At 53.3% G+C, this 13980-nt stretch carries 15 protein-coding genes; 7 read left to right on the top strand and 8 right to left on the bottom strand.

Going from position 1 to position 13980, the window contains the following annotated elements; all coding sequences use genetic code 11:
• Position 1 precedes the first annotated feature (1 nt).
• The 4 genes from QQZ17_RS02025 to QQZ17_RS02010 form a co-directional block, all read right to left on the bottom strand.
• Positions 2-1141: a mandelate racemase/muconate lactonizing enzyme family protein gene (locus tag QQZ17_RS02025; RefSeq protein ID WP_152402004.1), complete on the bottom strand. Its 1140-nt coding sequence runs from the start codon at positions 1139-1141 to the stop codon at positions 2-4.
• Positions 1142-1158: 17 nt separating this feature from the next.
• A complete protein-coding gene (locus QQZ17_RS02020) occupies positions 1159-2439 on the bottom strand; it encodes an MFS transporter (protein ID WP_152402006.1) in 1281 nt (426 codons plus the stop codon).
• 85 nt (positions 2440-2524) lie between these two features.
• Positions 2525-3235, bottom strand: coding sequence for an SDR family oxidoreductase (locus QQZ17_RS02015; protein ID WP_152402008.1), 711 nt, complete (start codon positions 3233-3235; stop codon positions 2525-2527).
• Positions 3236-3249: 14 nt separating this feature from the next.
• Complete coding sequence (locus QQZ17_RS02010) at positions 3250-4023, bottom strand: SDR family NAD(P)-dependent oxidoreductase (protein WP_152402010.1); 774 nt, start codon at positions 4021-4023, stop codon at positions 3250-3252.
• A 273-nt stretch (positions 4024-4296) separates the two neighbouring features.
• On the opposite strand from QQZ17_RS02010, the gene QQZ17_RS02005 reads away from it, so the two are divergent.
• Positions 4297-4947: a GntR family transcriptional regulator gene (locus QQZ17_RS02005; protein WP_152402012.1), complete on the top strand. Its 651-nt coding sequence runs from the start codon at positions 4297-4299 to the stop codon at positions 4945-4947.
• A 26-nt stretch (positions 4948-4973) separates the two neighbouring features.
• Here QQZ17_RS02005 and QQZ17_RS02000 read toward each other — a convergent pair whose 3' ends face one another.
• Positions 4974-6419 carry an aminotransferase-like domain-containing protein gene (locus QQZ17_RS02000; RefSeq protein ID WP_152402014.1) on the bottom strand — a complete coding sequence of 482 codons (1446 nt, stop codon included), beginning with the start codon at positions 6417-6419 and terminating at the stop codon, positions 4974-4976.
• A 176-nt stretch (positions 6420-6595) separates the two neighbouring features.
• On the opposite strand from QQZ17_RS02000, the gene QQZ17_RS01995 reads away from it, so the two are divergent.
• The 6 genes from QQZ17_RS01995 to QQZ17_RS01970 all read left to right on the top strand — a co-directional run bounded on the left by QQZ17_RS01995 (position 6596) and on the right by QQZ17_RS01970 (position 10222).
• A complete protein-coding gene (locus QQZ17_RS01995) occupies positions 6596-6760 on the top strand; it encodes a DUF1127 domain-containing protein (RefSeq protein ID WP_152402016.1) in 165 nt (54 codons plus the stop codon).
• A 150-nt stretch (positions 6761-6910) separates the two neighbouring features.
• Positions 6911-7375, top strand: a complete 465-nt coding sequence (locus QQZ17_RS01990; RefSeq protein WP_152402018.1) for a MarR family transcriptional regulator — start codon at positions 6911-6913, stop codon at positions 7373-7375.
• Positions 7376-7381: 6 nt separating this feature from the next.
• Entirely contained in the window at positions 7382-8449 is a 1068-nt protein-coding gene (locus QQZ17_RS01985) for an HlyD family secretion protein (protein WP_152402020.1), read from the top strand.
• Positions 8439-9503 carry a DUF2955 domain-containing protein gene (locus tag QQZ17_RS01980; protein WP_152402022.1) on the top strand — a complete coding sequence of 355 codons (1065 nt, stop codon included), beginning with the start codon at positions 8439-8441 and terminating at the stop codon, positions 9501-9503. The genes QQZ17_RS01985 and QQZ17_RS01980 overlap by 11 nt, the downstream gene beginning before the upstream one ends.
• A 142-nt stretch (positions 9504-9645) precedes the next feature.
• Entirely contained in the window at positions 9646-9933 is a 288-nt protein-coding gene (locus QQZ17_RS01975) for a BrnT family toxin (RefSeq protein ID WP_152402023.1), read from the top strand.
• A complete protein-coding gene (locus QQZ17_RS01970) occupies positions 9920-10222 on the top strand; it encodes a BrnA antitoxin family protein (RefSeq protein WP_152402026.1) in 303 nt (100 codons plus the stop codon). The genes QQZ17_RS01975 and QQZ17_RS01970 overlap by 14 nt, the downstream gene beginning before the upstream one ends.
• Positions 10223-10322: 100 nt before the next feature.
• Here QQZ17_RS01970 and yjiA read toward each other — a convergent pair whose 3' ends face one another.
• The 3 genes from yjiA to btsT all read right to left on the bottom strand — a co-directional run bounded on the left by yjiA (position 10323) and on the right by btsT (position 13756).
• Positions 10323-11282, bottom strand: coding sequence for a GTPase (gene yjiA / locus QQZ17_RS01965; RefSeq protein WP_152402028.1), 960 nt, complete (start codon positions 11280-11282; stop codon positions 10323-10325).
• A gap of 12 nt (positions 11283-11294) precedes the next feature.
• On the bottom strand, positions 11295-11498 hold the full coding sequence (locus tag QQZ17_RS01960) for a YbdD/YjiX family protein (protein ID WP_024130742.1): 204 nt from the start codon (positions 11496-11498) through the stop codon (positions 11295-11297).
• A 107-nt stretch (positions 11499-11605) separates the two neighbouring features.
• On the bottom strand, positions 11606-13756 hold the full coding sequence (gene btsT, locus QQZ17_RS01955; RefSeq protein WP_152402030.1) for a pyruvate/proton symporter BtsT: 2151 nt from the start codon (positions 13754-13756) through the stop codon (positions 11606-11608).
• Between the last annotated feature and the right edge of the window lie 224 nt (positions 13757-13980).

Raw genomic sequence — 13980 nt, 5'->3', positions numbered from 1 at the left:
GTCAGACATCCGTCCGTGTAGTGACATTTTGCTGGCGTAACAGATCGTCGTTCATCGCATAGCGCGCCAGCGCGGGACGATCGAACGTGATGCCATGTCCTGGTTCTTCGCCCGGACGAATGGCGCCGTTTACGACCTGACAGGATTGATGAATTATTCCCATCTCGCTCAGACTCGCCCCCTTTAGCCCTTCGAAGAGCTGGATATTGGGCAAGCCGCAGCCCAGATGCGCCATCAGTTCCATACCGAAATGCGGGATCACGGGGATGTTGTGACTTTCAGCTAATTTCGCAATTTTTATAAACTCGGTAATTCCCCCCACCCGATAAACATCCGGCTGGATGTAGTCACATGCCTCCTGTTTAATCCAATGAGCGAACTGGTATTTGGTGTACAGGCTTTCACCAACGGCAACCGGAACCGGGCATTTCTGGCGCAGCAGGCGGTGACCGTTGATATCGTCGCTGAGCAGCGGCTCTTCCAGCCAGTACAGCCCGACCTGTTTCAGTGTCGCCATCCGACGAGCGGCATCCCCCGAGGACCACTTCTTGTTGGCATCTACGGCGATGTTTATCGACGGTCCCACAAAGTTGCGCACCGCCAACAGGCGAACCAGATCGTCCTCAACATCCTCGCTGCCGATTTTCATTTTGACCGTGCGATAGCCTGCGCTGAGGAAACCTTCCATCTGTGCAAGCAGGGCATCAAGTGAGAGATGCAGGTTCACGCCGCTGCCGTAACCCGGTAAAGCATCCCGATAGCCGCCGAGCAGTCGGTATAGCGGCTGATTCAACTGCTGGCCAATGAGATCCCACAGCGCGATATCCACGGCAGCGATTGCGTGGGTCGTCACGCCCGCCGAACCGATATCGTGGCTTTCCAGCCACATACGGCTCCACAAGCGCTCGACGTTCAGTGGATCTTCTCCCATCACTTTAGCGACAAGATAATGGTCAATCAGGTTTTTAAACGCGCTGCCGCCGTTGCCAGTACTGAACGTCCAGCCGGTACCGGTATGTCCGGTATCAGTTTTTAACCACACCACCACAAATTCCAGACTGGAGAACGCGTAGTTTGACGAACCCCAGTTCTCAGTGAGTGGGACGCGGTAAAGCCCGGATTCAAAATCGATAATTTTCACGTTGTTTTCCTCTTACGCTATGCGAGGGATTGATGTCCATCACGCTGGGCCGCTTTTTTCACAAACAGCGCCACCACGGTCGCTCCCAGTACGCCGAGGCAACCGGCGAGGATAAAAGCAGCGGCGTAAGAGCCTGAGCCGACAATAAAGCCGGTCACGGTAGGCGCGACGATGCCAGAGATATTGGCCAGACCGTGCATCAGTCCGCCCGCGCTCCCGACGTACTCCTTCGGCGCGGCGTCCTGAATCAATGTCCAGTAGGCTGGGGCAGCAATTTGCATGAAGCCAAAGGCGATAGTCATCAACGCGACAGCCCCCATCGCGGTTTGCGTCTGACTGATAAGCCCCACGCAGACGGAGCAGATGCCGAAACAGGTCACCAGTACCACTTTGCGGGAGAAGAGCTGTTTGCCGGTTTTACGGTAGATGAAGTCAATAATGAAGCCACCGGAAACGTAGCCGAGCGTCCCGGCAACCCACGGCAGCACGCCGACGAGACTCATGTCTTTCAGACTGATCCCTGTGGTATCGACGAGGAATGTCGGGAACCAGTTCATGAAGAAAAACAGCACGTAGTTGAAGCAAAACAGCGACAGCGCGGTGGCGAGAATAGACGGCTGGAGGATCGCACTCCACATTGAAGGGGCTGGGGCACCGGGCTCTACGTGTGGAATGAGCACGTCCTCATCGCCTTCAATCAGTTGGGCTTCATCAGCAGATACCCGTTTGTTATCCCGGGGCCTGTCGGTGGCAATCAACGCCCAGATAATGGCCCAGGTAATGCCGATAAAGGCAATGATGACAAAGGAAATACGCCAGTTGAACGTGAGGCACAGAAAACCGACTATTGGACCGGATATCGCCCCGCCCAACGGTCCGCCAGCCTGGTTAATGCCTACCGCCCGGGCACGCTCATTCAGCGGAAACCAGTTATTCACCACTTTGTTGGCCGTGGTAGAAATGGGACCTTCCCCGGCACCGAAAAAGGCGCGAGCAATAAACATGGTCCAGAAGTTAAAACAGCCTGCCGTCAGGCCGCAAATAATCGACCAGATGGACATTGACCAGGTAAACACCCGCTTGGGTCCAAATTTATCAGCCAGTACGCCGCCGATAAAATTAAATAAGGCATAACCAATTGAGAAACTACCGAAAATAATACCTTTTTCTTCAGGCGTCAGATGAAAGTCTTGAGTAATAAAAGGCATAGCGTAGGCTAATGCCGAACGGTCGAGATAATTGATGATCATCGCCAGCGTCAGCATGACCAGAATGACACGACGGAATTGCGTATTCATAGGGGTACCCTTCACTAATATGAGGTTAGCGGTAGAAATAATGCACAATTTTTCGTAATGATTATTTTGTAATTATTTTATCCTGTCATTCCCTGACAGGATCCAGATAGCGTATTTTTCGGGTGACATAAAAACCACCATCGAGCGTTAACATTGCCCCGTTAAAACTGTGAATTTTCGGGTCGGTTAACAGCATACTGGTTTTGGCAATTTCTTCTCCGTCCACATATTCCAATAGTGGAATGCCATCGTCTTTATGTAGTTGCTTTAATTGCTCGACAAACGCTTTTTGTTGCGGATCTTCTTCACTAAAACCACGGAATATCGTATTGATTTTAATGCCATAGGGTACCAGTTCCTGAATGCCGGAACGGCAGATATTCATTAGAGCCAACTGACTGGCGGCACCATAAGAGTAGTACTCGGTGGGCACCAGTGCCGCAATATGTGCCAGCGTGACAACGCGTCCTTGTACGCCTTGTTGCACCATTTTTTTGCAGGCATTTTGTACCCACCATAATCCTCTTTCCAGATCGTCATTCATCGTTTCGGCAATGATATGATCGTCATCGTCCAACATTGAACCCTGGCGTGGTGGAGGGGAAATATATATAAAGGCATTCAGTTTTTTCTCACCGATAATAATCTCGTCAATAGCCATGGCCATTTTGTGATATTCAGTTTCTTGACTAAAATAAACGCTCCATCCCTGTTGGGAATAGTATTTTTTCAGCGAGGATAACAGGTTGGGCTCAGCCTGACCGCCGGTAATCAGAATGGTGTTTTTGTTTTCCATTTCTATTCTCCCGATTAAATGCAGCGGATATGCTGACCGCCATCAATTTTAATAAAATCACCCGTTACGACGGCACCGTAGTTCCCTGCCAGATAGACTGCGGCGGCGCCCAACTCTTCAATGGTTGCGGGCTGGCCAATAGGAATTGTTGCCAGCAACTTCTTCCGTCCTTCATCGGTTGCCAGTTCGGGCTTCGGATCGTTGATATTCGTATCAACAAACCCGGGCCAGAGTTGGTTTACTGTAATGCCATAGCGTGCCAGTTCGAAGGCCATTGACTGACTCATCTGATCAATTGCAGCTTTGGTCGCAGCATAGACGCCCATCAACGCCATTGGGCGGCGAGCATGTCCAGAAGCAACATTGATGATGCGACCACGAATACCTTTTTTTACCATCATGTGTGCAGCGTGGCGGGCACAATCATAGGTACCTTTGATGTTGATGTTTACCGCATGGTCAAAGGCGGGCTTACTGATCTCAAGGAAGGGTTCCCATACGCAAACACCGGCGTTGTTCACCAAAATATCCAGACGACCGAAGTGGGCGTCGACGTCCTTAAACATCTGGCGGACCTGCTCTGGATGAGAAATATCGGCCTGAACCAGCAGCGCGCGCCTGCCAAGTCCGCGAATGATGTTGGCAACCTGTTCGGCTTCTTGTGGGTTGATAACGTAGTTGATGACAATATCTGCACCCGCCTCAGCAAGGGCGCAGGCGATGCCTTTACCTATCCCTTTCATATTTCCCGCACCGGTCACCAGTGCGACCTGGTTATGTAGACTCACGACCTTCTCCTTTTAAGTGTGCAACACGCGATGGCAATGTATGGCGTCGTAGTAGCATCCTGTGTTGACGATATCTTAACCGTTTAATCAACAACTGATATATTAGTTGATTATTAGATTTGCACTTTGCAAAAAAAACATCCATCATCTGTTGGGTTAATTACGATGGAGATCACAAATTTTGTCGTAACTGTCTAATTAACAGAGAATTTCTAATTTTCATTTTTGTTGCGTTAGGGGGATAATGCCCGCAACTCAGCAGGGAGAATGCCCATGAATCCGCCCGTCAATAAAATGAACCAGGCCTATGAAGCCATTGAAAGCATGATTATTTTTCAGGATCTTGCGCCAGGTTCGATGGTGTCCGAAGCGCAACTCATGGAGCTGACAGGGTTTGGTCGTAGCCCGGTGAGGGAAGCGTTACAGCGCCTGGCAAATGACCGGTTGGTAGAGATTTACCCGTATAAAGGCGTCTTTATCCCGGCCATTTCTGTTGAGGTACAGCTCAAAGTGCTGGAATTGCGCCGCTGTGTAGGGGAGTTCGCCGTGCGTCTGGCAACCCGGCGTGGTACGCATCAGCAGAAGAAAGAAATGCTGCAACTGGCGGAGGCCTTTGAGGCGATTAACGATATTTCGCATATGCGTCAGTTCGGCGCATTGCTCAAGCAAGCCTATGCGTTGATTGGCCTGGCAGCAGAGAATGAATACCTGCAGCCGTGTCTTTCGCCACTACAGGGGCTTTCCAGCCGCTTCTGGTTTGCTCAGCTTAGTGCCAGCAATCAGTATGAGCTGGTGAAAGCATCACAGCTGAACGCTGTGATGCTGCGTAATATCTGTCATGGCGATGAAGAACTGGCCGCCAACGCCTCGAAAAACGTCAACGATTACTTTACTGAGTTTACCTACAAGGTACTGGCGCGCTAACAGGACGGTATGGCAGGATGGGGCTGTCAGGAGTCGCTCAGCACCCCTGGCGTCGCGACTTCTTCCATCGCCACCTTTAACGCTTCACCCAGTTTCTGCATCACATCCCGATGCTTTTCGTTGGGCGGGAGCGCGCAGTTTATGCGCACGCAGTTGCGGTATTTTCCGGATGCGGAAAACAATGAACCCGGCGCGACCTGAATTTTCAGGCGACAGAGTTGTTTGGCGACACAAACCATGTCGACCTGCTCCGGGAGTTCAACCCACAGCATAAAACCGCCTTTTGGCCGCGTAACGCAGATCCCACAGGGAAAATATTCCCGCGCCCAGCAGGTATACATCTCCCTGTTACGCTGATAAATCTGGCGCATTCGCCGAACGTGGCGATGATAGTGCCCCTCCCGGACAAACGCCGTCGCGGCCAGCTGTGTGGCGGGAACGTTAGTGCCAATGACGGCGTATTTCATGTGCAGCAGTTTGTCATGATAACGACCCGGTGCGACCCAGCCAACGCGCAGGCCGGGGGCGACCGATTTGGTGAATGAACTGCAAAGGATAACCCGACCGTCGATATCCCAGGAATGAATGGTTCTGGGACGGGGATACTCTGTCGCCAGCTCGCCATACACATCATCTTCAAAGATCACAATGTCGTGGCGTTGGGCTAGCGCCAGTACGGCCCGTTTACGGGCATCCGGCATGATAAACCCCAGCGGATTGTTGCAATTCGGCACCAGAATTACCCCTTTGATCGGCCATTGTTCCAGCGCCAGCTCCAGCGCTTCAATACTGATGCCGGTATCCGGATCCGTCGGGATTTCAATCACTTTGATCCCTAAGCCGCGCAGCAATTGCATGGTGCCGTAATAAGCCGGGGATTCCACGGCCACAATGTCTCCTGGCTGGCAGACGGCCAGCAGTGCCAGCGACATGCCGCTTTGACTGCCGCTGGTGATCACCAGATCATCAGCGTTAACAACCGAACCGCCATCAAGCATCAGCCTCGCGATTTGTTGGCGTAGTGCGAGGCTGCCAGCCAGTTCATCGTAGCCCAGAATCGCACTTAGATTGTGTTGTGCTACGCGACTGAGTTCGCGCCAGAGCGGTTTCAGACTGGGTTGGCTGACATCCGGAATACCGCTGCTAAGCGGGATAACCGATTGGTCGTGATGGCCTTCCAGCATGTTCAGCACCTGCTCCCATTGGGTAATCTCAACCGGACGCTGTACCGGACGCGACATCGGCGGGACCGGTGGCTGCGCTTTCTGCGGTGCGACGAAGTAACCTGAGCGGGGCTGCGGCGTGATGAGTTGCAGCGATTCCAGTACCTGATACGCCTGCTGCACAGTGCTAATGCTGACCCCGTGCTCCTGACTCAGACTGCGCACCGACGGCAGTTTTTCTCCGTGACGATACAGCCCTTGTTCAATACGCTCGGCCAGCAGGTTGGCCAGATGTTGGTAACGCGTCATGCTGTATCCCTCGAAGATGCCATACAGATGCAAAAATCAGTACAGACAGGCGGAAAATGTGCGGTGCAGAGACTGTTTTAGCGGATCTGTATGTTAAATAAAAGCTGTTTTTGAATCTGTATTGTTCAGCCCTGAAACCGCCAGAATAAAGGCTCTGGTAGGCGAGGGGGTGGAGTATGGAATTTCATGAGAACAGAGCGAAGCAGCCGTTTATTGGTTTTGTCCTGATCTGGCGAGCGTTTAAAAAATGGCGCTTGCAGGTACAAACCCGACGGATCCTGCAACAGATGAGCGATGAACGGCTCAAAGACCTGGGATTACGCCGGGATCAGATTGACTAGCGCGATTTCGGGAGTCAGAGGCTGGATGTTGACCCTGTCCGGCCTTTTTTACATTCAGAAAATTTATCAATTTATGCTTCCTGACAGTATGTTTCTTGATACTTACCCTGATAAGTATTATTTTCCCTTTCGCTAAGAGAGGAAAGACACATGACTGAAGATGAGCTGTTTGCCCGCCGCCCGATGGGGATGCGTATGGCGATGGTAGTGCGTCAATGGCGTGCCATTATTGATGCGGCTATTACCGATACCGGCCTGACCCAGTCCAGTTGGACGGTACTGATGCAACTGCATCAGTTGGGCGATAACGTCTCGGTCAGCGAACTGGCGGAGGTGCAGGGCATTGAACTGCCGCCGCTGATGCGCACTCTCACGCAACTGGAAAATCAGGGCTATCTGGTGCGTTCCACATCGCCATATGACAAACGTATCCGCCTGCTTATGCTGACCGCGGAAGGCCGTGCCCGGCTGGAAGAGTTAAACCGGGTGATTGAGGCCTATCAATATCGCGTCACGCGTTCCATACCTGAAGCGGATCTCGCTTCCTTCAGCGCCACCCTAAATTTAATCGCCTGCAATTTGCGGACAATCCGCGAAGAAGATAATCAACACTAAAAAACTATGATGACCCCAGAACAGAAATTTGCCCGTTGGGTAAGGGTGAGTATTGCCGCTTTCCTTGCCATATTCGCCTGGTTTATCGTTGCCGATATCTGGATCCCGTTGACGCCGGACTCCACGGTGATGCGCACCGTTACACCGGTTTCGTCGCGCGTTTCCGGATACGTCTCGCACGTCTATGTGCGCAATAATAGCCAGGTGAAAAAAGGCGATCTGCTTTATGAGCTGGATCCCACACCATTTATCAATAAAGTCGAGGCCGCGCAAATCGCCTTTGCGCAGGCCAGACTGAGCAATCAGCAACTGGATGCGCAGATTGCCTCTGCCCGCGCCAGTCTGCGTACTGCCGAATATACTGCGCGTAATGACAAGCTGACGTTCGATCGCTATCAGCGGCTAAGCACGATGCAGAACGTGTCGCAGGCGGATCTCGACAAGGTGCGGACGACCTGGCAAACCAGCGAACAGTCGGTAACCGCCCTGCATGCCAACATCCAGAATCTGCTGATCCAGCGTGGCGAGCGTGAAGATAGCCATAACGTGACGCTGCAAAAATATCGTAATGCGCTGGAAGAGGCGCAGTTGAATCTGGCATGGACAAAAGTGCACGCAGAGACGGACGGGACGGTGAGTAATCTCCAGCTTAACGCCGGGCTTTACGCCACCGCCGCCACGCCGCTGCTGGCGCTGGTCAGCAACCAGACGGATATCGTGGCCGATTTTCGCGAGAAAAGCCTGCGTCATACCCGCGTGAACACCGATGCCGCAGTGGTATTTGATGCCATGCCGGGCAAAGTGTTCCGTGCGCGCGTTACCAGCAGCGATGCCGGGATCCTCGCCGGACAGGAAGCGGTCAACGGTCAGTTGTCGCAGCCGGAGCAATCCACGCGCTGGGTGCGCGATGCGCAGCGGATGCGTATTCACGTGACGCTGAGTGAGCCACTGGATAAACCGTTGCCGACCGGTGCCCGCGCGACGGTGCAGTTGTACAACAGTGAAGGGCCGTTTGCCCGCACCTTTGCCGGCGCGCAAATTCATCTGGTTAGCTGGCTGCATTATGTCTATTAACACGCTGGCGCGCGTGTTTACGCCACATGACAATATCGTCTATACGGCGAACGACTTTCGCCAGACCCTGCGGATAGCCGTTGCCGGGACGATCGCGCTGAGTATTTCGACCTTTTACAACGTGCAGTACGGCGTTTTCTTCGTGGTTTATCCACTGATGCTGATGTCGTTGGTGCCGGTATTCAACCGCCACGTGGCGCGACAGTTTGTGTTCAGTGCGGCGGTGAACTGCGTCGAAATGGTGCTTATCGTCGGCTATCTCTCGCAGTGGCCGGTGATCATGACGCTGGTGGTGTTTGGTCTGTACGTCATGCGCTTTCGCTTTATGAGCAAGGGGCCGTTGTTTTTGCTGGGGTCAATGGGCGTGGTCTGCCAGAGCACGATGCTCAACTTTATGAGCTATTCCACCACGAACTGGCACACGCTGATGTTTTCCAACATGGAAGCCTGCGTGATGGCGGTGGCGCTGAGCGCGCTGCTGCACTATCTGATCCCTGACGTGGAACCACGCAAGCCGCCGCCGCGCATTGAGAAAGATGACGCCCGCGTTCGCCATGAATCGCTGCTTTCCGGGAGCGTGGCGACGATGATTTTTGTCATCTTTCAGGTCTGCGATCTGAGTGATTCGCTGTCGGCGCTGATGGCGGGGATTTTGATTCTGTTTCCCATGCATTATCGCGGCGCGGTCCTGAGTTCTATCTGGCGCGTCGTGGGCGTGGTGCTAGCCTGTCTCTACATTCTGGTGGTGCAGTTACTTATTTATGATTTCAGTAACCATATGTTGCTGATGATGCCGCTGATTGGCCTCGGACTAGCCTTCAGCGCCCGTCTGCACGTGATGGAAAAAGTGGGTGCAGGCGTTGGCTTCGCCAGCATCACCACCATCGGCATTATGTTCGGCCAGAACCTGCACCCGGACAGCGACTTAGTGTTCAGCGATCTGTATCGCATCACCTCAGTGACCGTGGCGCTGGTGGTGACGCTGACGATGGTTTTTCTGGTACACCGGATATTGAACTGCTTCGCCGCGACACGGTTTGTGGTGGTGGAGTGAGGTTCCTCATAGCGATCTCAGCTAATCCACACATGAACGCAGGCAGAAAAATACGTAAATTGTGATGCTTTTTCCAACAGCGTCGTTATACTCGTAAGATAATTGTCTATACTTTTTTGTATATACAATCAGGAAGCGTGATATGCCAACGGAGTTTGAATGGGATACAAACAAGGCAAAAAGCAACGTCGGTAAACACGGTGTCCGTTTTGAAGATGCGATTCTGGTATTCGACGATCCCCGACATCTGTCACGACAGGATCGCATAGAGAACGGGGAATATCGCTGGCAAACAATCGGTCTCGTTCATGGCATCGTGATTATTCTGGTTGCCCACAGCATTCGGTTTGAAAGCGGCATTGAAGTCATTCGCATCATCAGCGCCCGAAAGGCGGATCGTAAAGAGAGGAATCGTTATGAGCATGGTTAAACATAAACGCGGTACACAATCCGCGCTCAGTGCTCAGCATGAAGCTGAACTCAACGCGCTGGCGAAGCAATCCGATGATGAAATTGATTACAGCGATATTCCCTCCTCGGAAGAGGCGCAGTGGTCTGACGCGGTACGCGGTAAGTTTTTTCGCCCGCTAAAAACTCAGGCGTCCGTACGGATTGACGCCGATGTGATGGAATGGTTGAAGCGTCCGGGCAAAGGGTATCAGACCCGACTTAACGCGATTCTGCGGGAAGCGATGCTACGGGAGCAAAACAAGAAATAGTGAGTGTTTACTCGTGTGTAGATGCCGGATGGCGGCTACGCCTTATCCGGCCTACAAATCGGCGTAGGCCCGATAAGCGAAGCGCCATCGGGCACGGGAATCACGACTTCTTAAGCCCCGCAAACGCGGTTCTGATCTCTTCTTCCGGCAACTGAATGCCGATAAACACAAGCGTGCTGTGCGGCGGTTCATCGCCCCACGGGCGATCCCAGTCGGCGCTGTACAGGCGTTGCACGCCCTGGAACAGCAGACGGTTCGGTTCGCCTTCAATCCACAGCATCCCTTTGTAACGCAGCAGTTTTTCTGCGGACTCCAGCAGCAGGTTTTCCATCACGCGGGAGACGTCGCTGATATCCACCGGGTAATCCAGTTCCACCACAATAGAAGAGATATCGTTCTGCTTGTCGGCAATGAAGTGGAAGCGCGGTTTAGCGCTAACGACGTTCTCTTCCAGCATAAAGCCGTTGGTGTCGAACAGCAGGGAGAGATCGATATCGCCATGTGTCACGGTATAAACTGGCGCGCGGGCGTTGATACGCGCCAGACGTTCGCGCAGTTTCTCGCTTTCGCCTGCGACATCGGTTTTGGTCAGCAGGATGCGATCGGCGTAGCCAACCTGCGACTGGGCAATCGTGAACTGGTTCATCTGATCGTCGGCATGGACCGCATCGACCAGCGCAATAACGCCGTCCAACAGATAGCGCTGGCAAAGGATCTCGTGCGAGAAAAAGGTCTGAATAATCGGGCCGGGATCGGCCATGCCGGTGCATTCAATCACCAGACGATCGAAGCTGATATTACCCTTATCGAGGTTGTCGAGAAGGTCTAACAGCGCGTCCTCCAGTTCGTTCGAACGCGTACAGCAGATGCAGCCGTTGGTCAGGGTTTTGATCTGCGTGGCGCGATCGCCAATCAGCTGATCGTCAACGGACACTTCGCCGAATTCGTTTTCGATAACGGCAATCTTATAGCCGTGTTCTTCGTTGAGGATGTGGCGCAGCAGAGTGGTTTTACCCGCGCCAAGAAAACCGGTGAGTAGGGTGACTGCAATCGGGGTCATTCACTTCTCCTTCTAACAGCAGCGCATGCCGCCTTTACCGTCGCCGCCGTAGCGCGCCTGCTGGCGCTCGCGGAAGAATTCTTCATAGCTCATGTACGGCTTGTCCGGATGGTTGGTTTGCATATGCTCGACGTAGTTGTCGTAGTCTGGAATACCAATCAACATCTTTGCCGCCTGGCCGAGATATTTTTTTGCCTGACCTAAGTTACCAAACATTGTGCCGCCTCGTGAATGATTAAAGCCGGATGGCGGCTTTCGCCTTATCCGGCCTACGCTTACAGCATTCTGTAGGCCGGGTAAGCGAAACGTTACCCGGCATCAGCTTAGTGATGTGAAGAGGTTTTCACGCCGCCTTCAGGAATCGGAACGTACGGGGTTTCTTTATCGGTACGTTTGTCCACGTTGCGCACATTCATCCAGGTTTTGAAACCGTAGAAGATGATGCTGTACACCACCACCAGGAACAGAATACTCAGGCCTGCGTTAGTGTAGTTGTTCACAACGATGTGATTCATGTTGGCAATCTGCTGAGCGGTCAGTTCGCCGCCGTTGGCAATCTTCTCTTTGTACTGGTTAGCCATGTAGAAGAAGCCTTCCATCTGCGGGTTGGTGCTGAACAGTTTCAGACCCAGCGCCCAGGTGGTGCAGATCAGCAGCCACACAGCCGGGATAACGGTCACCCAGATGTATTTGGTGCGCTGCATTTTAATCAGTACCACGGTACCCAGAACCAGCGCCACGGCTGCCAGCATCTGGTTAGAGATACCGAACAGCGGCCACAGGCTCTTAACGCCGCCCAGCGGATCGACCACGCCCTGATACAGCAGGTAGCCCCACAGGCCCACACAACCCGCCGTACCAATGATACCGGCAACCAGAGAGTCGGTTTTCTTCAGGAACGGTACGAAGTTACCCAACAGGTCTTGCAGCATGAATCGACCGGAACGCGTACCCGCATCCAGTGCGGTCAGGATGAACAGCGCTTCAAACAGAATACCGAAGTGGTACCAGAAGCCCATGTCAGCCATCGGCAGTACTTTGTGGAATACGTGCGCGATACCAACCGCCAGCGTCGGTGCACCACCGGCACGGTTCAGAACGGACGGTTCGCCGATGTCTTTCGCGGTTTGCAGGATCTGCTCAGGCGAAATCACGAAGCCCCATGAGCTGACGGTTGCCGCCGCATGCGCGGTCACGTCTTTCAACTGCGCCATAATCAGCGGCGCGTTCTCACCCCCCATTTCATGCAGGTTCGGCATCGTAATGCCCAGGCCTGCCGGTGGGGTGTTCATCGCAAAGTAGAGACCCGGTTCGATAATGGAAGCTGCAACCAGCGCCATAATCGCCACGAAGGATTCCATCAGCATCGCACCGTAACCGATGAAGCGGGCGTCAGTTTCACAGGCCAGCAGTTTCGGGGTGGTACCGGAAGAGATCAGCGCGTGGAAGCCAGAGACAGCGCCACAGGCGATGGTAATGAACAGGAACGGGAACAGTGCCCCTTTCCACAGCGGACCGGTACCGTCAATGTACTGCGTCATGGCCGGCATTTTCAGCTCAGGGTTGAGGATCACAATACCCAGCGCCAGGCCGACGATAACGCCGATTTTCAGGAAGGTGGCCAGATAGTCGCGCGGGGCGAGGATCAGCCATACCGGCAGCAGTGCAGACACAAACGCATAGCCGATCAGTGCAAAGGTAATGGTGGTGTCTTTAAAGGTCAGCGCCGGACCCCAGTACGGGTCGTGAGCAATCACGCCACCGAAGTAAATAGATGCTACCAGCAGAACAATACCAATCACCGACACTTCACCTACACGCCCCGGACGCAGGAAGCGCATGTAGATCCCCATGAACAGCGCGATAGGCACGGTGGAGCAAACGGTGAAGACCCCCCACGGACTTTCGGCCAGCGCTTTTACGACGATCAGCGCCAGTACCGCAAGGATGATGATCATAATTAAGAAGCAGCCAAACAGCGCAATCGTCCCCGGCACGGAGCCCATCTCTTCTTTAATCATCTCGCCAAGCGACGCGCCGTTACGGCGAGAAGAGATAAACAGCACCATGAAGTCCTGAACCGCACCCGCCAGCACAACGCCCGCCAGCAGCCACAGGGTACCTGGCAGGTAGCCCATCTGCGCGGCCAGAACCGGACCGACCAGCGGACCTGCGCCAGCGATGGCGGCAAAGTGGTGTCCGAACAGGACATAGCGGTTGGTTGGAACGTAGTTCAGGCCATCGTTATTGATGACCGCAGGTGTCGAACGTGTAGGGTCGAGCTTCATCACCTTCTGGGCGATGTACAGACTGTAGTAGCGGTAAGCCACCAGATATACCGACACGGAAGCGACCACGATCCACAGGGCGCTGACGTGTTCACCCCGGCGTAAGGCGACAACCGAGAGGCAGAATGCCCCGATGATCCCGAGGATCACCCAGGGTATGTGCTTGAATATCTTTTTCGTATCCATAGTAAAACCTGGTTTTATAAGATTAATAATTGGCCGAAGCCGTTTGGTTTGGGTTGCGTTTGAAGAGGTAATTGGACTGCTATGCTGGTGACGATCTTGCCAGAGAGTCGCGCGCGTAAAGTACGGTAAATAAGTGAGCGGTCAAATGGTGAGTTAAGCGGTCAGAAGTGTCAGTAAGCGGTAAAGAGGATCGCTGAACGACGGATATTATGTGACTGAGATCA

Source organism: Citrobacter sp. T1.2D-1, assembly GCF_950098555.1.
Lineage (GTDB): Bacteria > Pseudomonadota > Gammaproteobacteria > Enterobacterales > Enterobacteriaceae > Citrobacter_A > Citrobacter_A telavivensis.
The sequence above is the reverse complement of the archived record's forward strand: the minus strand, read 5'-3'. Positions and strand labels throughout refer to the sequence as shown.

Bases quoted from the DNA above. Each gene is read 5' to 3' on its own strand.
- QQZ17_RS02020 (WP_152402006.1), bottom strand. From the start codon at position 2,439: ATGAATACGCAATTCCGTCGTGTCATTCTGGTCATGCTGACGCTGGCG.
- QQZ17_RS02015 (WP_152402008.1), bottom strand. From the start codon at position 3,235: ATGGAAAACAAAAACACCATTCTGATTACCGGCGGTCAGGCTGAGCCC.
- QQZ17_RS02005 (WP_152402012.1), top strand. From the start codon at position 4,297: ATGAATCCGCCCGTCAATAAAATGAACCAGGCCTATGAAGCCATTGAA.
- QQZ17_RS02000 (WP_152402014.1), bottom strand. From the start codon at position 6,419: ATGACGCGTTACCAACATCTGGCCAACCTGCTGGCCGAGCGTATTGAA.
- QQZ17_RS01995 (WP_152402016.1), top strand. From the start codon at position 6,596: ATGGAATTTCATGAGAACAGAGCGAAGCAGCCGTTTATTGGTTTTGTC.
- QQZ17_RS01990 (WP_152402018.1), top strand. From the start codon at position 6,911: ATGACTGAAGATGAGCTGTTTGCCCGCCGCCCGATGGGGATGCGTATG.
- QQZ17_RS01985 (WP_152402020.1), top strand. From the start codon at position 7,382: ATGATGACCCCAGAACAGAAATTTGCCCGTTGGGTAAGGGTGAGTATT.
- QQZ17_RS01980 (WP_152402022.1), top strand. From the start codon at position 8,439: ATGTCTATTAACACGCTGGCGCGCGTGTTTACGCCACATGACAATATC.
- QQZ17_RS01975 (WP_152402023.1), top strand. From the start codon at position 9,646: ATGCCAACGGAGTTTGAATGGGATACAAACAAGGCAAAAAGCAACGTC.
- QQZ17_RS01970 (WP_152402026.1), top strand. From the start codon at position 9,920: ATGAGCATGGTTAAACATAAACGCGGTACACAATCCGCGCTCAGTGCT.
- yjiA (WP_152402028.1), bottom strand. From the start codon at position 11,282: ATGACCCCGATTGCAGTCACCCTACTCACCGGTTTTCTTGGCGCGGGT.
- QQZ17_RS01960 (WP_024130742.1), bottom strand. From the start codon at position 11,498: ATGTTTGGTAACTTAGGTCAGGCAAAAAAATATCTCGGCCAGGCGGCA.
- btsT (WP_152402030.1), bottom strand. From the start codon at position 13,756: ATGGATACGAAAAAGATATTCAAGCACATACCCTGGGTGATCCTCGGG.